General features: G+C 36.0%; 19 protein-coding genes. 12 read left to right on the top strand and 7 right to left on the bottom strand.

The window, feature by feature from the left end; genetic code table 11:
* Positions 1-3: 3 nt before the first annotated feature.
* Entirely contained in the window at positions 4-501 is a 498-nt protein-coding gene (locus tag ACF3OC_RS10010; RefSeq protein WP_094256403.1) for a glutathione peroxidase, read from the bottom strand.
* 12 nt (positions 502-513) lie between these two features.
* Positions 514-1,104: a DUF4294 domain-containing protein gene (locus tag ACF3OC_RS10005; RefSeq protein ID WP_256962604.1), complete on the bottom strand. Its 591-nt coding sequence runs from the start codon at positions 1,102-1,104 to the stop codon at positions 514-516.
* Positions 1,105-1,296: 192 nt separating this feature from the next.
* On the opposite strand from ACF3OC_RS10005, the gene ACF3OC_RS10000 reads away from it, so the two are divergent.
* From ACF3OC_RS10000 to ACF3OC_RS09975, 6 genes are all read left to right on the top strand, one after another.
* The gene (locus ACF3OC_RS10000) at positions 1,297-3,501 is read left to right on the top strand and encodes a bifunctional (p)ppGpp synthetase/guanosine-3',5'-bis(diphosphate) 3'-pyrophosphohydrolase (protein ID WP_094256402.1); all 2,205 of its coding nucleotides are present in this window, start codon (positions 1,297-1,299) and stop codon (positions 3,499-3,501) included.
* An 80-nt stretch (positions 3,502-3,581) separates the two neighbouring features.
* Positions 3,582-4,076, top strand: a complete 495-nt coding sequence (locus tag ACF3OC_RS09995) for a Fur family transcriptional regulator (RefSeq protein ID WP_094256401.1) — start codon at positions 3,582-3,584, stop codon at positions 4,074-4,076.
* 198 nt (positions 4,077-4,274) lie between these two features.
* Positions 4,275-5,546: an adenylosuccinate synthase gene (locus tag ACF3OC_RS09990; protein ID WP_094256400.1), complete on the top strand. Its 1,272-nt coding sequence runs from the start codon at positions 4,275-4,277 to the stop codon at positions 5,544-5,546.
* Between the two features lie 5 nt (positions 5,547-5,551).
* Positions 5,552-6,832, top strand: coding sequence for an anthranilate synthase component I family protein (locus ACF3OC_RS09985; protein ID WP_094282073.1), 1,281 nt, complete (start codon positions 5,552-5,554; stop codon positions 6,830-6,832).
* Between the two features lie 143 nt (positions 6,833-6,975).
* Positions 6,976-7,980 carry an aspartate--ammonia ligase gene (asnA, locus tag ACF3OC_RS09980; protein WP_094256398.1) on the top strand — a complete coding sequence of 335 codons (1,005 nt, stop codon included), beginning with the start codon at positions 6,976-6,978 and terminating at the stop codon, positions 7,978-7,980.
* A gap of 70 nt (positions 7,981-8,050) precedes the next feature.
* Positions 8,051-9,439: an exonuclease domain-containing protein gene (locus ACF3OC_RS09975; RefSeq protein ID WP_392471582.1), complete on the top strand. Its 1,389-nt coding sequence runs from the start codon at positions 8,051-8,053 to the stop codon at positions 9,437-9,439.
* Here ACF3OC_RS09975 and dinB read toward each other — a convergent pair.
* Positions 9,431-10,501, bottom strand: coding sequence for a DNA polymerase IV (gene dinB / locus ACF3OC_RS09970; RefSeq protein WP_392471580.1), 1,071 nt, complete (start codon positions 10,499-10,501; stop codon positions 9,431-9,433). The genes ACF3OC_RS09975 and dinB overlap by 9 nt on opposite strands.
* Before the next feature lie 109 nt (positions 10,502-10,610).
* Between dinB and ACF3OC_RS09965 the strand changes: the two genes are divergently transcribed.
* The 5 genes from ACF3OC_RS09965 (at position 10,611) to ACF3OC_RS09945 (ending at position 15,750) form a co-directional block, all read left to right on the top strand.
* Positions 10,611-11,486: a carbon-nitrogen hydrolase gene (locus tag ACF3OC_RS09965; protein WP_094256395.1), complete on the top strand. Its 876-nt coding sequence runs from the start codon at positions 10,611-10,613 to the stop codon at positions 11,484-11,486.
* 72 nt (positions 11,487-11,558) lie between these two features.
* On the top strand, positions 11,559-12,632 hold the full coding sequence (locus ACF3OC_RS09960; RefSeq protein WP_094282070.1) for an agmatine/peptidylarginine deiminase: 1,074 nt from the start codon (positions 11,559-11,561) through the stop codon (positions 12,630-12,632).
* A 1-nt stretch (position 12,633) separates the two neighbouring features.
* Complete coding sequence (locus ACF3OC_RS09955) at positions 12,634-13,836, top strand: porin (protein WP_094282069.1); 1,203 nt, start codon at positions 12,634-12,636, stop codon at positions 13,834-13,836.
* A 127-nt stretch (positions 13,837-13,963) separates the two neighbouring features.
* A complete protein-coding gene (lpxB, locus tag ACF3OC_RS09950; RefSeq protein WP_094282068.1) occupies positions 13,964-15,082 on the top strand; it encodes a lipid-A-disaccharide synthase in 1,119 nt (372 codons plus the stop codon).
* A gap of 44 nt (positions 15,083-15,126) precedes the next feature.
* Positions 15,127-15,750, top strand: a complete 624-nt coding sequence (locus tag ACF3OC_RS09945; protein WP_094282067.1) for a hypothetical protein — start codon at positions 15,127-15,129, stop codon at positions 15,748-15,750.
* A gap of 100 nt (positions 15,751-15,850) precedes the next feature.
* On the opposite strand, the gene ACF3OC_RS09940 is transcribed toward ACF3OC_RS09945, so the two are convergent.
* From ACF3OC_RS09940 to ACF3OC_RS09925, 4 genes are all read right to left on the bottom strand, one after another.
* A complete protein-coding gene (locus ACF3OC_RS09940; protein WP_094282105.1) occupies positions 15,851-17,029 on the bottom strand; it encodes an ABC transporter permease in 1,179 nt (392 codons plus the stop codon).
* 5 nt (positions 17,030-17,034) lie between these two features.
* Positions 17,035-18,000, bottom strand: a complete 966-nt coding sequence (locus ACF3OC_RS09935; protein WP_094282066.1) for an HlyD family secretion protein — start codon at positions 17,998-18,000, stop codon at positions 17,035-17,037.
* Positions 18,001-18,002: 2 nt separating this feature from the next.
* Entirely contained in the window at positions 18,003-19,394 is a 1,392-nt protein-coding gene (locus ACF3OC_RS09930) for a TolC family protein (RefSeq protein ID WP_094282065.1), read from the bottom strand.
* 174 nt (positions 19,395-19,568) lie between these two features.
* On the bottom strand, positions 19,569-20,129 hold the full coding sequence (locus ACF3OC_RS09925) for a Crp/Fnr family transcriptional regulator (protein WP_094282064.1): 561 nt from the start codon (positions 20,127-20,129) through the stop codon (positions 19,569-19,571).
* Between the two features lie 192 nt (positions 20,130-20,321).
* Between ACF3OC_RS09925 and ACF3OC_RS09920 the strand changes: the two genes are divergently transcribed.
* Entirely contained in the window at positions 20,322-21,068 is a 747-nt protein-coding gene (locus ACF3OC_RS09920) for a head GIN domain-containing protein (RefSeq protein ID WP_094282063.1), read from the top strand.
* Positions 21,069-21,146: the final 78 nt, after the last annotated feature.

Genomic DNA, 21,146 nt, shown 5'->3' with positions numbered 1-21,146 from the left:
CTATTAATGGTCGCCCAGGAGCTCTTCAATGCGATTGTGGACTTTCTTTGACATTGGGCTGGTCAATGAATAAAAATGGTCTACCACCTCTCCTTTTTTGTTGACGAGGTATTTATGAAAATTCCACATGGGGGAAGTTCCTATTTTTCCATTTTCATTGATGTTAGTCAAATATTTATAAAGTGGGTCAGTAAATTCACCTACGACATGAATTCTTTTAAACACTGGGAAAGTAACCTGTTGATTCACACGACAAAATGTTTCCAGGGTTCTACCGGTTAGGGGTTCTTGATTACGAAAATCGTTCGAAGGGAATGCGAGGATTTCAAACCCTAGTTCCTTATATTTTCGATAGAGATTTTCGAGAGTTTTAAATTGTTTATTAAAGAAACAATTACTTGCTGTATTGACAATAAGTAAAACCTTACCTTCAAAATCTCGTAGTGATTTTTTATGTCCACTAAATTCCAATGCGTTATAATCATATACGGTTTTACTCATAGTTTCATAATTTTAAGGGTTTACCATTGGCCGCGATCTTTCATATTCGCGAATAATATTTTCTATTTCATAATCTTCACGGGGATCATATGTACTTTTTAAGTTATGCCCAAATATTTTAGCGACACCTTGATACAGGAATGCTGAAATATTTCCTTTCAAATCTTTTACGAGGTCGTAGCTTGTGTTTCCGGTTTGTCTTTCAATGAGTTTAATCAGGATTTTACCTTGGGAAACGCTTAAATTTTTCACTTCTGAGGTGATTTTTTCTTTGATTTCCCTTTCACATTCTTTGATTAATTTTTTCTCTTCACGTCTTGAGTTTGCTAATGCCAAGTCTCTATCGAGTTGTTCATATCGTTTTTGGGCGTAAATAGCATACGGTAGAACGCGAATTACATTTCTTCTGAGTCGCAGGTATTTTATGCGGTCTTCTTCTGATTTAAAGGTTCTTTTCGCATATATTACGACTTCCTCAATAGGAAACCAAGGTACTACTTCGCCATTATCGAGGGTTGTAGTAGCGTAATGTTCTACTACTTCAGGTTTGCCTGGTCCATACTGGGGTTTTATCAGTGTTTGGGCGTTGCTGGCTAGCGACATTACAAACAAGATAAATCCGATAAAAACCCACTTTATATTACTTCCACACATCTTCAATATAATATGCCCTATATGATAAATTTAATTTTTTTCTGTATATTTATACTTTACAATTTAGTATAAAATCTTTAATTATTTATTCACTAAATATAGCAAAATATTTTATTTTTTTATTGATAGGACTGCAATTTTATGGAAGAATATGTGATTGATATTGAGGCTGAAAATAAGGAAATCCGTAAAAGATATCGCGCACTTTTAAGAGCCTGTAAACCGACTCTACAGAAGGGTGACAAGCAGCAGATTCGGAAGGCATTTGATTTAGCCTTGGAGAGTCACAAAGATATGCGTCGTAAATCTGGGGAGCCTTATATTTACCATCCGATTGCTGTGGCTCAAATTGCTGCAGAAGAGATTGGCTTGGGGACCACTTCCATTGTTTGTGCATTGCTACATGATGTTGTAGAGGACACGAGTGTCACCTTACAGGATATAGAGGAACAATTTGGGAAGAAAGTCGTTCGGATTATTGATGGTTTGACTAAGATATCCGGGATTTTTGATCCGAATAGTTCGATGCAAGCTGAGAACTTCAGGAAGATGTTATTGACCCTTGCGGACGACGTTCGGGTTATCTTGATAAAACTGGCGGATCGACTTCATAACATGCGTACGATGGAGTTTATGGCTCGTCATAAGCAATTGAAGATCGCTTCAGAGACCAGTTATTTATATGCTCCTTTAGCGCATCGATTGGGCTTATATGCAATCAAGTCAGAGTTGGAAGATCTTTCCATGAAGTTTACCGACCCTGACACTTATAAATTTATTGCCAAAAAGCTAAACGAGAAGAAAGCTGAACGGGAGAAGTTTATTGTAGACTTCGTCACTCCTATTCAGGAAATTTTAGCAGAAGAAGGCATCAATGCCTCTGTTTTTGGGCGTCCGAAATCGATACATTCCATTTGGAATAAGATGCGCAAGAAGTCTATTCCGTTTGAGGAGGTTTACGATTTATTTGCGATCCGAATTATTATTGATACGGAGGATGAGAAGGAGAAAACCGAATGTTGGAAAGTTTATTCGATTGTGACGGATTTATATCGTCCGAATCCGGATCGCTTGCGGGATTGGGTTTCTTCACCGAAGGCGAATGGTTATGAATCTTTACATACGACTGTTATGGGGCCTAGAGGTCAGTGGGTTGAGGTACAGATTCGGACCAGAAGGATGAATGAAATTGCGGAGAAGGGATTTGCGGCTCATTGGAAATACAAGGAATCCAATTCAGATAATGGTCTTGATCAATGGATTCAAAAAGTTCGTGATATATTAAGTAATCCTGAGCCAAATGCCTTGGACTTTGTGGATGACTTTAAAATGAACTTATTTTCGGATGAGATATTCATATTTACTCCCAAAGGTACCCTTGTACAGTTACCAAATGGGGCGACGGCTTTAGATTTTGCATTTGAGATACATACTGATATTGGAGCTACCTGTATTGGAGCGAAGGTAAATCATAAGCTAGTACCTTTGAGCCATGAGCTTCAGAATGGAGATCAGGTTGAGATCATCACCTCAAGTAAACAGACCCCGAAGGAAGATTGGTTAAATTTCGTTGTTACGGCAAAGGCCAAGTCTAAGATCAAATCTTCATTAAAAGAAGAGAAACGTCGAGTTGCTGAAGATGGTAAGGAGATTTTGGAGAGGAAATTAAAATCCTTAAAGATCACTTACAATACGGATAACATCAATAAGATTTCTAATTTTTTCAAGTATCCGAGTTCACAGGAGCTTTTCTATAATGTGGCCAAGGGGACCATTGACATCAAGAATCTGAGGAATTTTGTAGCCAATGAACGTTCTGAGGACCCGAATCAGAATCAATTTCAGTCACATATCAACGGGTTGGTTGAGAAGATCAACAAGAAGGATGATACGATTTTAATTGGCGATGATTATCAAAAGGTGGACTATACCTTGGCACCGTGTTGTAATCCAATTCCTGGGGATGATATATTTGGATTTTTAACGGTGAATGATGGGATAAAGATTCATAGAACGAGTTGTCCAAATGCTTCAAAATTGATGGCAAATTATGGTTATCGGATTTTAAAGGCGAAATGGGCATCATTACATAATAGCGTTGCATTTTTAACCGGCTTAAAGATTGTTGGTATTGATGATGTTGGATTGGTGAACAAGATTACCACGGTTATTTCACATGATTTCAAGGTTAATATCCGTTCTTTATCTATTTCAAGTAATGAGGGAATTTTTGAGGGGGATATTATGGTTTTTGTGAATGACACGAATCAATTAGAAAGTTTAATTAAACATTTGAAACAAATCCCGGGTATTACAGGAGTTACGCGATACGAATCGGAGAATTAAAGACTTACAAGGTCTTGACAATTCAGGAGGATAATAACGTAGTAATTTGGTAAATTTGGGGCTTATAAAGGAAAAACCTTATGAAACAAGGGGAAAATTACGAAACCGTAAAGAAGATTTTTGAGGCGTACTTAGAGAACAAGAATTTAAGGAAAACACCTGAGCGTTATGCTATTTTAGAGGAAATCTATTCTAGATCGGACCACTTTGATGTAGAATCTTTGTATATCCATATGAAGAACAAGAAATATCGGGTAAGTCGTGCTACGGTTTATAATACATTAGAATTATTGGTATCCTGTGATTTGGTTACGAAGCATCAATTTGGCCGTAACATGGCTCAGTTTGAGAAATCCTATGGGTATAAGCAGCATGACCATGTTATTTGCATTGAGTGCAACAAGGTTGTTGAGTTTTGTGACCCAAGGGTTTATCAGATTCAGTCAATGATAGGAGAATTATTGAATTTTGACATCAAGCATCATTCCTTAAATCTTTATGGAATATGTGCTGACTGTCGAAAAAGCAAGCCTAACCAAGAGGCTGCAATAAAAGAAGCAGTAATTTCAAATTAATTTAACATTCGAAAAATTAATATATACCTTTGTTCGGAAAAAGGCTAATAACATCCTTTTTCCGAATTTTTTTTTGAAGGGGTCTATAGAAATAGGCAGATAAAACATTTATTATTTTTTGATTGAAGGTAATATCTGTTTTAATAGAGTTCATGAATAAACAAATAAAATTTTAACTAATAAATTTCAAGTAATACTATGCAAGTTGATGTGCTATTGGGATTGCAGTGGGGAGACGAGGGAAAAGGAAAAATCGTTGATGTTTTTTGTCCTAAATATGATTTGATCGCTCGTTTTCAAGGCGGACCAAATGCTGGACACACTTTAGAGTTTGACAACAAGAAATTTGTATTAAACACTATTCCTTCAGGAATTTTCAATGAAGGGACCCTTAACCTAATTGGTAATGGAGTAGTAATCGATCCTATCATTCTAAAAAGAGAATTAGACAATCTAAAGGCTGCTGGATTTGATCCAGTTGGTAAGGGTAATTTGGTGATTGCTCGTAAAGCTCATTTAATTCTTCCTACGCATCAACTATTAGATGCGGCATCAGAATCAAACATGGGTGCTGGTAAAATTGGATCAACGCTGAAGGGTATTGGTCCGACTTACATGGACAAGACAGGTCGTAACGGACTTCGTGTTGGAGACACTACCCTACCAGATTTTATGGAGCGTTATGAGAAGTTAAAACAGAAGCATTTGTCAATGTTATCTCATTACGGAGAGATTCCTGATTTTTCGGAGAAGGAAAAAGCATTCATGGATGCCATTGAATTCTTGAAATCGATTCCACATGTTGACTCGGAGCATTTAGTAAATCAATACTTAAAAGACGGAAAACGCGTATTAGCGGAAGGAGCACAAGGAACATTATTAGATGTTGATTTTGGCTCATATCCATTTGTGACTTCATCGAATACTACAACAGCAGGTGCATGTACAGGATTAGGTATTGCTCCTAATAGGATTGGAGAAGTTTATGGTATTTTCAAGGCTTATGCAACTCGTGTTGGTGGAGGTCCATTCCCTACCGAATTAGAAGATGAGACAGGTGAAAAACTTCGTCAATTAGGACATGAGTTTGGAGCAACTACAGGTAGAGCACGTCGTACAGGCTGGATTGATCTTCCAGCATTAAAATATGCGATTATGATCAATGGTGTTACTGAGTTGATTATGATGAAAGCAGATGTATTGGATACATTTGATAAAATCTACGTATGTACGCACTATAAATATCAAGGAGAAACGATCGATTACATGCCATATGAAATCATTACCCACCAACCTGAGCCAATTTTAAAAGAGGTTGAAGGATGGAATACTGATTTGACAGGTATTCGTAGTAAGGATGAAATTCCTGCGGCATTGAACAACTACATTTCTTTCCTTGAGCAGGAATTAAATGTTCCAATCAAGTATTTGTCAGTAGGTCCAGATCGTACTCAAACTATTGTTTTATAATTGACATGGCAAAAGCCATTTTTGAAACAGATAGCAGTCGATTTTTACTTCAGGCATTAACATGGTCTAAAGGGTTTGATACGGTATGTCTATTTCAATCCAATGGTTTTCACAATCAATATTCAAAAATTGGGAATATTTTAGCGATAGGTGCTAAAAGTGAATTCTCAGCAGTAGAAGGTTCTGTTTTTGCGGGACTTGAAGAATTTAAATCCCGGTATCCACAAACCATGATACCGGGATTTCTTAGTTATGATCTCAAGAACGAGATTGAAGAATTGGAGACGAGGCATCCTAATCCCTTAGGTTTTCCAGACGCATATTTTTTTGTTCCAGAGATCATTATTGAATTTAATCCAAGCTTTATTAGTATAGAATCAGATGTTCCTGAGCAGGTATTTGAGTCTATTTTAGGAGCTGAACCCTTAGATGAGCAGTATTCATTTGAAGGGAAGATCAAGCCAAGAATGGATCAGAAGATGTATTTTGAGGCATTTCAAAAGATTCAAGATCACATCCATCAAGGTGATATATATGAGGCAAATTTATGCCAGGAATTTTATGATGACCAAGCGTTTCTCGATCATCCAGAAGCTTTATACTTACGATTAAACAGTTTATCCCCTACTCCATTTTCATCTTTTATTAAGGTTAAGGACAAGTTTATTATCAGCGCTTCACCGGAGCGTTTTCTAGCAAAACGAGGAGATACCTTGATTTCACAGCCGATAAAAGGAACCGCTGCGCGAGGTTCGGATGAAAAAGAGGATCGGGAATTACGAGAGAATCTTGCTAATAACCCGAAGGAAATTGCGGAGAATGTCATGATTGTGGACTTGGTTCGGAACGATCTTACTCGGAGTGCTATACCTGGCACCGTTGAAGTGACTGAAAAGTTAGGGATTTATAGTTTCGAGCATGTTCATCAGATGATTTCTACGGTTTCCTGCAAGATGGATATGAGCTTGAACAATACAGAGGTAATCCGTAATACCTTTCCTGCAGGTTCGATGACTGGTGCGCCAAAAATTTCAGCGATGAAGTTATGTGATCGATATGAGAATTCACGTCGGGGCGTTTATTCAGGAGCAATAGGATATTTTTCAGCGGATGGGGATTTTGATTTCAATGTTGTTATCCGGACTATTTTATATAATTCGACCAATAATTATCTTTCCTTCCACACGGGAAGTGCTATCACAGTCGATGCGAATGCAGGCTATGAATTCGCGGAATGCTACACCAAAGCAAGTGCGATTTTGAAAGCATTAGAACAAAAGCTTTAAATAAATTCATCAGACACCCAATAATTTGTAGTTATTTTTGCAATAAAATCTGCAAATCATTAACATTTTGTTATTTTTGTTTCGATTATGAAAATTAGTTGGCAAGAGTCATACTATGCTATGTTTATATTGTAAAATTTTTAATGGGACGTCATATTTTAAAAAGAGAGCAGGCGATTACGTTTGTAAAGGAAACTTTTGCATCTCGATTGAAAGAAGTGTTAAATTTAACCCCAGTATCCTCTCCTATTGTGGTATTGGATGGAACGGGAATTAATGATGATTTGAATGGGATTGAGAGACCAGTTTCGTTTCCGATCAAATCATTGTCAGATCAAAAAGCTGTAGTTGTTCATTCACTAGCAAAATGGAAAAGAATTCGTTTGAAGGAATTGGAAATGGAGCCAGGCGAAGGGATACTAACTGATATGCGAGCATTACGTCCAGATGAGGATTACTCGCCTATACACAGTATTTATGTTGATCAGTGGGATTGGGAGAAGTGTATTCGTTATGATGACCGCAATTTAAATTTCCTAAAAGATACTGTTGAGAAGATATATGATGTGATCTATTCCACAGAACAATCAGTTTCAGAGAAGTATCCACATGTGGAAGCAATTTTACCTAAGGAGATCAAATTTATTTCATCTGAGGAGTTGTTGTTAACTTACCCTCATTTATCGGCTAAAGAGAGAGAGAATGCTATTTCCAAGGAATATGGGGCAGTCTTTGTATATGGTATTGGAGGAGTATTATCGAATGGCCAAGCACATGATGGTCGTGCGGCTGATTATGATGACTGGAGCACGGACAATAACCTAGGATATAGAGGTTTGAATGGTGACATTTTAGTTTGGAATCCAATATTAGGGAGTGCCTTTGAGTTATCCTCAATGGGTATCCGAGTGGATAAGAAAGCTTTAATGACACAATTGGAGATTAGAAATAGTTTAGATCGTCAGCGATTGACTTTTCATCAAATGTTATTAAATGATTTACTTCCGGAATCCATTGGAGGAGGAATTGGTCAGTCGAGAATTTGCATGTTTATGTTGAAATTAAAGCATATTGGTGAGGTTCAGGTAAGCATTTGGGATCCTAAGAAAAAAGAAGAGCTTTTAGACCAAGGAGTAGAATTATTATAATTTTTCTAAAAGCATAAAAAATAATACTAATAATTTTAGTAAATAGAATTATTAGTATTATTTTTGTTTAATGGAGTCTTCACAGTTTGCGATTGTAGATATTGAAACTACTGGTGGATATGCTTCTGCCAGTCAAATTACGGAAGTTGCGATTTTTATATATGATGGCGATCAAGTCATTCAAGAATATAGCACTTTAGTAAATCCCGAACAACCTATCCCCTTCCATATTCAAGCTTTGACAGGGATTACCGATGAAATGGTCAAGGATGCTCCTGTTTTTTCCGATGTTGCTGATGAAATCTATAATCTGTTATCAGATCGGATTTTTGTTGCTCATAATGTTCATTTTGATTATTCATTTATTCAGTCGTCCTTAAAAAATTCAGGATACGATTGGAAAGCATCCAGACTATGTACAGTTAGATTGAGTAAGAAAGTTTTTCCCAATTTAAATTCATATAGTCTTGGACGTTTATGTCAAACTTTAGAAATCAGGATTCAAGATCGCCACCGAGCACGCGGTGATGCTGAAGCTACCGTAACGTTATTTCAGAAAATTCAGCAAGCAGATCATGAACAGATTATTAGCAACTCCATCAAGCATAAGGCAAAGGAGCAGCGAATACCAACCCATATCCCTGCTGATCTCATTCATAATTTACCAAGTAGTACTGGCATTTATTTATTCAAGAATAGCAGTGGTAAGATTATCTATGTTGGGAAAGCTAATAATATCAAAAAACGTGTTATTTCACATTTTGCAGGGAATAATACTGGGCAACGACGTCAAAGCTTTATTAATGAAATCTGCCAAATAGAATTTCAGGAAACCGGTACAGAGTTAATGGCATTTTTATTAGAGTGTCATTATATCAAGAAAAACTGGCCGATTCATAACCGTGCCTTGAAGAAATTTGAACCTAAATATGGTCTTTTGGATTATGAGGATCAAAATGGATATATCCAATTATCGGTTTGTCAAGTTCGTAAAAATGTAAGGCCAATTTATTATTTCAGTAGTGTTCAAGAATCCACTCAATTTCTTTTAAGTATGATCAAGGAATTTGATTTGGATTTGAGGTTATGTTCTTTTTTTATAAATCCCAATGCTGCAAAGGAAACAAGGGAAGTATTACCTAAATTGGATCTTCCGGAAGTAGATTTATACAATTCAAAAGTCACCCAGGCAATTGATTCCATCTTTAATCGAAAAAGAAGTTTTATAATCATAGACAAAGGGCGAAATTCAGAAGAGAAAAGTTATATCTATTATAAAGACAATAAGGTTTATGCGATAGGTTTTATTGAAAATTCTATTGAAGAATTAGATATTGAACAGCTTATTAGTCAGGATAATTTGGTAATCAATAATTATTACATGAACCATTTGGCAGAAAGCTATGCAGGCTTATTCCCCCATAAAGTAAAGATTATTAAAGCTGGCGTGTTAGAATAGCGATAATTGATAGCCAACCTCTTCGGTAGCCTCTAAATCATTAAAATTAGAAATTGTTATTCCAAGTAATCTTACTCTACTATCCTGGAGATTAAGTTTATCCAACAGTTCGATAGCTTGAGTTTGAATTTCTACGAGTTGATCAATTGGGGAAAAGAAGGTTTTACTTCTGGTGATCTGACTAAAGTCGCTAAATTTTATTTTTAGCGTAATAGTTTTCCCGAATTTATCGGCTTTTTGAAGTCTTTTAAATAGTTTTTCGGCAATACGATTAATTTCATCGAGCATATCTTCATAAGTTCGAAGATCAGTTTCGAAAGTATCTTCCACCCCAATGGATTTACTAATTCGGTTGGGTTTTACTGGTCGATTATCTTCACCGCGTACAATTTGGAAGAAAAATTTTCCTGATTTTCCGAAATGATGAATCATTTCAATTTCGGTAAATCTTTTGAGATCAATACCATTAAATATTCCCATTTGGTTCATTTTCTTGGCAGTTACCTTTCCTACACCGAAGAACTTATCAATGGGTAATTTTTCGAGGAAAGGAATAATTTTGGAGGGACCAATAAAGGTTAATCCGTCAGGTTTTTGGAAATCAGAGGCAATTTTAGCGACAAATTTATTCACAGAAACACCTGCTGAAGCCGTCAATTGGAGTTCAGATTTAATGGCTTCTTTGATTTGCTTTGCAATTTCAATTGCAGAGCCTATTCCCAGTTTATCTTCTGTTACATCCAGATAGGCTTCATCGAGTGACAAAGGTTCAATTAAGTCGGTATATCTTTTAAAGATAGCACGGATATGGTTTGAGACTTCCTTATAGACATCAAATCTAGGATAGGTAAATTTTAGATGCGGGCAAAGTTGAAGAGCCATCTTCGAAGACATAGCGGATTTCACGCCATATTTTCGAGCTTCATAGCTTGCTGTAGCGACGACCCCTCTTCCATCGGGTGATCCACCGACAGCAAGGGGTATACCTCTAAATTCGGGGAAATCCCGTTGTTCGACAGAGGCATAAAATGCATCCATATCGATATGAATGATCTTTCGCATAATCCAAAAGTAAAAAAATGGAATTAATACTTCATGTAATAAACTCAAATTAGGGTATAAGCCATGAAATAATCTTATCTTTGCGCAAAGGTCAAAATAATATAAAGAAATGAGTAAAGTTAAAGTTGGTTTAGTTCAAATGTCTTGCGTAAAGGATAAACAAGCTAATTTGAATAAGGCTATAGATAAGGTTCGTGAAGCAGCTGCAAAGGGAGCACAAATTGTATGTTTACAAGAGCTTTTCACCTCTTTGTATTTCTGTGATGTAGAAGATTACGACAATTTTGATTTAGCGGAAGCTATTCCAGGTCCTTCCACAGATGCATTATCAGCAGTGGCAAAGGAATTAGGAGTAGTTATCATTGCTTCGTTATTTGAAAAAAGAGCACAAGGATTATATCATAATACCACGGCAATACTAGATGCTGATGGTAGCTATTTAGGTAAATACCGTAAGATGCATATTCCGGATGATCCGGCATTTTACGAGAAATTTTACTTCACACCTGGTGATTTAGGCTATAAAGTATTTCAGACGAAATTCGGTAAGATCGGGGTTTTGATTTGTTGGGACCAATGGTATCCAGAGGCTTCCAGAATTACAGCATTAATGGGTGCAGAAATTATGTTCTACCCTACTGCGATTGGTTGGGCAACGGACCAAGATGAGGAGACCAACCAAGACCAATATAATGCATGGCAAACGATTCAACGTTCACATGCCGTTGCGAATGGAGTTCCAGTGGTTTCAGTAAACAGAGTAGGTTTTGAGCAAGATGGAGCGATGAAATTCTGGGGAGGAAGTTTTGTGACGAATGCGCAAGGTAAATTATTATACCTAGCTTCCCACGATCAAGAAGAGGTAGAAGTTGTAGAAGTGAATTTAAATGAGTCAGACTTCTTCCGTAAGCATTGGCCATTCCTTCGTGATAGACGAATTGAGACTTACGGTCCAATTACCAAGAGGTTTATTGACGAAGATTAATTCATATATGATTTAGAAAATATAAAACTATGTTTTGGATTCAAAGCATAGTTTTTTTTACGTTAATTTAAGATGACGACACATATTAACTCAGATTTATATAAATACGAAGATACTCCCAAAGGACAAGGCTTTGAATTTCCTGCGGAGTGGGAATTACAAGATGCCCTTTGGTTAAGTTGGCCACATAAGGAAGAATCTTGGCCTGGAAAGATAGATACGATATATTCTCCTTATTCAGAATTCATCAAATTAGTTGCGGAAGACCAATTGGTTCGGATCAATGTTAAGGATGAAGAAATGAAAGCATTTGCAATTTCTCACATTGAGAAATCTGGGGCAAAAATGGAAAACATTAGTTTTTATTTCAACCCGACCAATGATGCTTGGTGTCGCGATCATGGACCAGCCTTTGTAATCAACCGTCAAACTGGGGAAAAAGCAATTGTAGACTGGGGTTACAATGCATGGGGAGGAAAATACCCTCCATTTGATTTGGATGATGTGGTACCAACGAAAATTGCTAAAGAATTTAATTTAAAACTGTTCACTCCTCCAATTGTTATGGAAGGAGGCTCAGTTGAATTTAATGGCAAGGGCACAATTTTAACCACCACAGCATGTTTATTGAATGAGAATAGAAATCCTCAGCTTAATAAGGAGCAAATAGAGGGATATTTGAAGGATTACTATGGTCAAGAACAAGTTCTTTGGTTAGGCGATGGTATTGTTGGGGATGATACAGATGGGCACATTGATGATATCAGTAGGTTTGTTTCAGAAGACACCGTTTTAACGGTAGTTGAAGAAGACAAGAATGATGAAAATTACGAACTTCTACAGGAGAATTTAGAGAATTTAAGAAGCATGAAATTAAAGGATGGTAGGTCATTAAAAGTTGTAGAGCTTCCGATGCCACGTCCAGTAGAATATGAAGATCAAAGGTTACCTGCCTCCTATGCAAATTTCTATATTGCAAATAAGGTGGTAGTAGTACCTATCTTCAATGACAAGAATGATCAAAAAGCACTAGAAATAATACAAGGTTGTTTCCCGGACAGAAAGGTAGTTGGTATTGACTCGGTTGATATCATTTGGGGATTGGGAAGTTTCCATTGTTTAAGTCAACAAGAACCTTCAATATAATATGAGAAACCTAAAACACATCAGTTTATCTTTGGTCCTACTCTTTCTTGGAATTTTTATGGTCCAAGCTCAGGAACGAGATGACCGGGCGACAATTTTAAATTTTAAGGGAATACAGTACAAATCCAATGACTCCTTATTCTATATCAACTTTCGCTTTAGAATGCAGAATCGATTAGGATTTAAACAAGAGCTTAATGATTTAGATGATGGGAAATTTGATGCACGGATTAGAAGGCTACGGATGCGTATGGATGGATATATTTATACTCCAAAGATTTCATATTCAGTACAATTAGCATTCACCCGTAGTGATCAAGATTACGATGACACTAAAATTCCTAATATTGTTAGGGATGCGGTCATGTTTTATAATTTCACGGATGATTTTTATGTATCCTTTGGTCAGAATAAATTACCTGGAAACCGTCAGCGTGTAAATTCCTCGGGACAGTTACAATTTGCGGACCGTTCAATAGTAAATGAAAACTTCACTTTGGACCGTGACTTTGGGGTATCCTTGAATTTAAGTAAGAAGATCGGCGATATGCCATTCAATGCGAAGGCTGCCGTTTCAACGGGAGAAGGTCGTGCGGCAGCATCTACTGATCCAGGACTTGCTTATACAGGTAGAATTGAGTTTTTACCATTAGGGGATTTCACAAATGATAATGACTATCAGGAGGGTGACTTAGAACGTGAAGAAACTCCTAAATTATCGATTGGTGGAGGTTATAGTTACAATGACAGAACAAAGCGTGAAGCGGGTCAATTAGGGAGATTTGTAAAGAATCCATTTACCTTCAAAATCGCTTTTGCAGATGCGATATTTAAATATAATGGTTTTGCATATCAGGCTGAATACATGCGTAGGGATGTAGATAACCCATTCAACGTAACGGATGAAGAAACACCACAAGAAACTGTTGCTTATAAAGGTTGGGGTATCAATCAACAAGTTTCATACCTATTGAACCATGGCTATGAAGTAGCAGGACGCTATACTTATGTAGAGCCTCATAAAGATATCAGAGCATTTGAAAGACAAACGGAGGTGATGGAATTAGGATTAACCAAATATATGAAAGCACACCGTTTAAAATTCCAATTGAACGGCACCTATACCTTTAAGGATGGTAATTTTAACAACCATAATGACAAAAGTTCTTGGGGAGCTATGTTCCAAGTAGAGTTAGGAATTTAATCATTCTCATAAAAATATTTCAAAGGCTGCAATTCATTTGCGGCCTTTGTTATTTTATCCTATGGAATTTCCTGAAATATTGCATCATGGTAATAAGAATCCTTATCTTTAAAGATTAATTATTGCAATGAAGTATTACTTAATAGCTGGCGAAACCTCAGGCGATCTACATGGAGCGAACCTGATAAAAGCATTAAAAAAAGAAGATCCGGAGGCGGAATTTCATATAGTTGGAGGCGATCAGATGCAGGAAGCTGCTGGCGTTCCAGTTTTGATCCATACCTCGGAGATGGCATTTATGGGATTTGTGGAAGTTTTGATGAATTTAAGGAGTATTTCCAGAAACTTAAAGAAAGTCAAAGCAGATTTACAAAAGGTACGGCCTGATAGTTTAATTCTCATCGATTTTCCGGGCTTCAATATGAAGATTGCGGAGTTTGCGAAAAAAATTGGGATATCTGTAAATTATTATATTTCCCCTAAAATATGGGCTTGGAATGTGAATAGGGTTTATAAAATTAAAAAGTTTGTTGACCATATGTTTTGTATCCTACCATTTGAGGTGAAATTTTATAAGGAATTCAGATATCATGTTGACTATGTAGGGAATCCATTGCTGGATGCCATTTCAGCCTATGAATTTCAAGCAGATTTCCGAGAAAAGAATGAATTAGGAAATAGTCCGATCATAGCCTTACTTCCGGGAAGCAGAAAAATGGAGATTGAACATCTTCTACCGGAAATGGTTGAATTATACCATCGATTTCCAGTTCATCAATTGGTTATTGCAGGAGCACCAAACATTGATATTAGCTTATACGAACGCTATATCGGGGACTACCCTATCAAGGTATTATTTGATCAGACCTATGATTTATTAAAACATTCAGAAGCAGCGGCAGTAACCAGTGGGACAGCGACTTTGGAAACAGCATTATTAAGAGTTCCACAGGTAGTTGTATATAAAGCTAATCCAATTTCGGTAATGATTGCGAAACAGGTAATCAAGGTGAGATTTATTTCTTTGGTAAATCTGATCAATGATTATCTATCTGTTATTGAATTAATTCAGAAGGAATGCACTACTGCGAATATTGCTGATGAATTGGGTCAATTGATTACAGACCCAGAGCATAGGGCGAGTGTTTTAGAGAATTATGATGTGCTAATAGAGAAGATGGGTACTCCAGGAGCATCAGAAAAAACGGCAAAATTGATTGTTGAATATATGAAATCAGAAAATTAAACTTTTCTATCAATAAATTGTCCTATAACTAGGAGGAAAATAAAATGAAATATGTATTAAGTTTAGCTCTACTTTTAGGGAGCTTCTTAGGTTATTCTCAAGAAGTTCAACATATATCCAAATTAGAATTAGGAAGAAAAGATAAGAAAATTTACAACAGAGGAGACTCTTCCATGATATTAAAGATTGACACTTTAATTATGAAGGATAAGTCCAAGTTGGAATTTTATGCGAAGAAGGATGTAAAATTGGATATTGGATATGCAGAGATAGGAAAGAATGTAGTGATTACGGGACAAGACAGCAAGAATAATGCGACCAATTTTGATATTGATGTCCGTTTTAACAAGTTAGGTTCTTTATTTGTTATTGCCAGAGGGATTGATGCTTTCAATGGCACAAGAACTTTTCCAAATGGAGATGGTGGTAATGTAAAAATCAATTATGATGCATCTGCGATAGTACCACAGACGAAAGATAAAAAAGCGACAAATTATTTATTTGTTGATATTCAACAAGGTGGATTAAGAGTTAATCCAACGAGTGAAATAGGTCAAATTTATAGTCGGATATCGATGTCGCCCCCGGGTTTACGTGGAATTCCACAAGGTCAGGTCTATTCTGGATCACCTGGAAAAGAGGGATCAGTTGAGATTAAAGCCAAATAAAAAATTAGGCTAAAGCGCTATAAAAAATGTCCATTCAGAAGATTAAAATCTTGAATGGACATTTTTTGTAGGTATTACCTAGAAATCATAACCCTAGGATTTAGTTAGATTCAGTCACAATGACTTTTTCTTTTTTTGCTTTATTAATTTTCAGCTGCAATAATATTATGGATGCGATTAGCGTAATTACTGCTATAAGTGCCAGACCTATGATTGGACCCTGGATATATGCAGAAGTTCCTTTTTCGATCATCAATGTTCTAAAAATCTGCAGATAATGAGTTAGGGGTATCATTTTAGCGATAGCAACCACCCATTCAGGCATTTGGCTTAGGGGCCAAGTAAAACCACTCAAAATAAAACTTGGGGTTGCAATAACCATAAGGATTTCAGTGGCTTTCAATTGACTAGGAATTGCTATACTTACTAAAATTCCGATGAAACTCACGGCTAATAAAAACAGCATTGTAGATCCAAAGAAAGTCCAGCCATCTAATTCCAAAGGCATCCTATACCATATTGAATAACCATAATAAAGGATAAAAATCAATATAGACATTAGAATGTAAGGAAGAATCTTAACCAGGATCAATAGAAATACATTTTTTGATTTCGCTACTAGTTCATTAAAGGTTCCATTTTCAAATTCAGAGGCAAAACTAAGTGCTAATCCCAACATCATTACTTGTTGTAGAACTGTCAATAATACCCCGGGAAGCATAAAGTACAAATAGTTTCCACTTCTGATATTCTGCTTGATCATGGTAATTTTAAAGGGTTCAAACTGTTTTGAGGCAACAAATTCAGGGACACCTTTCTTTTGTTGAGCTTTAATTTGAATCCCTGCTTTCAATGTTGAAGCTGCGACATTTACAGCCATCATTGCATAATTTGATGTCAGGGTGTTTGATGCATTTACAAACAATGTTAACTCTGTACTTCTATTATAATTGATATCAGAGGAGAAGTTTCGAGGAATTTGAACCACTACTGTTGATTCGGTTTTCATAGCCTCGTCTTTTGCTTTAAATGGATCATTCAAAACCTTAGCTACATAAATTACTTCGTTTTCCTCAAACATATCGATCAGTTGTCTACTGAGGGGACTTCTATCCTCATCCACAACGATAATCGGTAGGTTTGTCACTTTTCCTTTTTTATAGACCCCTCCTACTAATACACCATAAAGTATAGGAGCACCAAGGAATAAGACAAGCAATACTTTGTTTTGAAAGAAAAGCTTGAATTCTCTAATTATTAAACTCCAAAAATTCTTCATGATCATTAGTTTTGTTTGACTAAGAAGGTTGCTTTCGTTAATAAATCTTTAGATTCTTGTTTATTAACGGGTTTTAAATGCACTTCAAATAATGTTTCCTGTTCTTCAAAGTCAGGATAAGCAGTTGAAATATTTGCATAGGAGCTCAAAGGCTTAATGGTTTCTACAGTTGCTTTGAATTCTTTATTATCCAGATATGGGATAGTCAAAACTTTTTCCTGACCTTTTGTAAATTCCTTCACTTTGCTTTCAGGTATAGTCACTCTAAAGAATGTTGCATCATTAATATAACCAGAAACCAGACTATAACCCGCCAGACCCAGTTCACCGACTTGAAGGTTGATATTTTCCACGGTCATATCCTGAGGAGCCAAGATGTATCTTTCTTTTGCGGCCACATTTACTTCATCCACTGCACCTAATGCACGTTCCTTTTGCCCTAACGCCATGCGTTGTTGTTCTATTCTAGCTCCATGTTGTACATCTGCCAATTCTGCTTGTGCAGCAAGATATTGGTTTTTTGCACCTTGGTATTTGGCATAAACTTCATCGTATTTCTGTTGAGCGATCAAGGAATCCTTCAGAAGGTTATTCATACGATCCAAGGATTTTTGCGCAAAGTCATATTGTTCTTTGAGCCCATCCACTTTGGCATGTAATTGTTTCATTTGGCCATCTGTAGCCCCTTTTACAGCCATTTCATATTGAGCTTGAGCAGCAGCAAGTGCACCTTCAGCCTGAATAGATTTTGCGTCTACCTCTGGAAGTTCCAAAACAATCAGAGTATCACCTTTATGCACACTCTCTCCTACTTCAACAAGGATTTTTTGAATTTTTCCAGGAATTTTGGTGGTGACAGAAATTTGATCCCTTTCAATTTTTCCTTCTAATTTGGTTTCTTTTTTAGTTTTGTCCCCAGAACAACTTTGTAAAAGAATAAGTCCAGCAATAGTGTATATAATATTTTTCATGATTATTTCGTGATGGTTTGATATAAGTTTCCGTTTGCTTTTAATAATTCTGACGCTGCAATTCGTTGGCTCAGCACTTGATTATAAAATCCCAAAGATTGTTTATAGTATTCATTTTCAGCTTCCAATCGTTCAGTGACGTCAGATAATCCTTCTTCAAACTGTCTTGATGCCAAATGCAGGTTATTTTTTGCAATTTCAACTTGTTGATTACTCACATTGATTTTTTTCAATGCTAAATTATAGTCGACTTCTGTTTTACGTTGTAATAGGGATAATTTTTCTTTGGTATCCTCCAATTTATTTTGGTTGATTTGCAGGTCAAGTTTAGCTTTGTCAATAGCAGTTTTATGAGCTTTACCTTCAAAGATTGTCCATTTCATTCCTACCCCGAGAGCAAAATTAGGAGCCATTCTCAAATGGTTGGATTCTAATTTTAGGTCACCTAGGTGTGGTAAATCTTTCAAAGTCATATCGGTTCCAAAAGCATTGAAGTAAGAAATATTTCCAAAGGCAAATACTTGAGGCAGCTTAGCTCCTTTTTCTTTTTTAAGAACAAATTCATACGCTTTTTGAGATGCTTCTAAAGCTTCCAGCTCTTTTCTATTCATTTGTTTTGCGGAATTCATTTCGAGATTTATTTCTTCAAGCTGATAATTCACAGCCTGTAATTCCTCTAAGCTCATACCTGTCAATTCTTGTAATTTGTAGTACAATAGTTCCCTGTTACTTTGTACCTCTGCTTTTTTGCTTTCCAGTTCGAGCATTGCGAGTTTAATTTTATCGCGGTCATAGGGGATTGCAAAGCCGTTTTCAATACCTTTGATTACTTTTTGATGTTCTTTATTCAATCTTTTTTCAGAATCATTAATCAAGAGATCTACTTCTTTTAGTAGCATCAATTGGTCAAAGCTTTGCATTATTTCTTGTGCCAATTGGTCGTAACCAGCTTCAGTCATTAACTGTTGGGCTTTGAATTTTTGTTCCAACGCTTTTTGTCCATTCGTAATTTGGAGGCCACTAAAAATAACTTGAGTTGCAGTAACACCAGCCATTCCAATCTGAGTTGATAAATTCATTCGCTGAGAGCCATCAAAAATACTAGAACCTAGCAAAGGCAAGGTCTTGGTAGGTAAATCCAAATCAATATTGCTATTTAAATACCCATACATTGCATTTGCGGAAACCGTAGGTAAAAGTTTACCTCTTACGTTTTCACGGTCTAATGCAACTTTTTGGTTTTCCAAATTAGCATTGATGAATGATTTATTATGATAGACTGCTTTCTCAACAGGAGATTTAAAAGGTTGCAGACCTTCTTGGCCAAAGGCAGACATACTTGTTATAAGTATTATTGCTAAGCTAGATAAGGTTTTATTTAATCGAAAATCCATTTTGAATTAGTTTGACTTAATCTTTTAACAAGACAAAGATGCAAGTGTTTTATAGGAATAATTTTCAGATATCTTAAAAAAGACCTTATTGGGAAAAATATTAGTGTAAAAAGAGGATAATCTAGGTTTTAGAAAAAATATTAGTTGAAATAAATTATTTCGAGACTGGAAAAATTATTTCAGTCCACGTATTACAGAAAGTGTTTGTTGAGAGATTCCTAAATAGGAAGCAATATGACCTAATGAGGCATTTTGAAATAATTCAGGATTTTCCTCGATCAGGGCGTTGTATCTTTCATGCGCTGTTTCGAATTGCATTTTATAAAACCTGTTGGAAAAGTTAATGAGGGAATCCAGGAGGACTTTTTGAATGATTTTATTAACAGTAATATTTGTGTTTGCAAGTTCATCTATTGCTGCAAAAGGGATACGGCAAACCTTAGATGGAGCCAAAGCTTGAAAACCAAACAACGATGGTTTTTTATAAAAAACACTTTCAATGCCCGTTCCAAAACTATTAGGGCCGAAGAAATAATGGGTAATTTCTCTTTTGTTTTTATAATAGTAAATTCTAGTGAAACCAGACTCAATAAAATAAATATATTTTAAGTAAGCACCTGGTTCAAAGATGATTTCACCCTTTGCATATTCCTTCACTTCAATTATTGAATCAAAGAATTGTTCAATTTCATCATTAATATGATATAGCTCTTTAAAGTAATTTAAAATAGTCATGGAAACTCGCTTGAGATAAACCTTGAAAATATTGTTTTTTATTGGCCTAGACAAATGAAATCAGCAATAATTTATAAGTTCAGGTTCAAGCATAATGAATTAAAGAATGGTGATAAATTTCATTTAATAATTTATACATTTATTGATAATAATCTGATACTAACAGATAGAAAAGAACTAATCAATTAAAAGATGAAAATAACACTTAGCATGCTTATGTTGGCCTTTATTACAATGGCTCATGCGCAACACAAAGAATCTAGGAAAATAGGGAGTTTTTCTGAGATTTCAGTTTCAGCAGGAATTCAGGTTAAATTCATAAAATCATCCAAGAATGAAGTGCTGGTAGATGTATCTAAACAAGAGTATCTTTCAAAGATTGAAACCGTGGTAAATTCAAGGGATCTCCAAATACGAGTAAAAAGAGGAAGTCAAATCAATTCGAGGACTCCTATTAAAGTTACAGTTTACAGTAATTCTATGGTAAGAACTATTTCAGTAAGTTCAGCTGCTTCTCTTGAAATCCTTGATCCAATTAGTGTAAACAATTTTAGAGCGGATTTATCCTCATCGGGAAGTTTAGTTACTGGCAAAATAGAGGCGCAATCTTCAGAAATTAATTTAAGTTCTACTGGTAAGATGCGTGGAGAATTGAAAACAGAAGAACTACAGGTTAGTGCGTCAAGTGCTGGAAACCTAACACTTTCTGGGTTAGCGAAAAATAGTGAATTTGATTTATCGTCCAATGGAAAAGGGAATCTAGAAAACTTTAAGACTGGGGATTTAGAAGTTAATGCAAGCTCAGGTGGGAGTTTAATAATTGGGGTTAGCAATTCAATAACGGCCAATGTAAGTTCTGCAGGAAAGGTTGAATATATTGGAAATCCAAAAACCAAAGATACCAATAAGTCATCTGGTGGCAGTGTCACGCAGCGATAAGAAAATACAATATTAAATATGAATCACAGGGGTTACCATAAAAAGTAACCCCTGTGTTTTTATATAGCTTATTATTTC

The sequence above is a fragment of the Sphingobacterium cellulitidis genome, assembly GCF_043187465.1.
GTDB classification, from domain to species: domain Bacteria; phylum Bacteroidota; class Bacteroidia; order Sphingobacteriales; family Sphingobacteriaceae; genus Sphingobacterium; species Sphingobacterium cellulitidis.
This window is presented reverse-complemented; position numbering and strand designations above follow the sequence as displayed.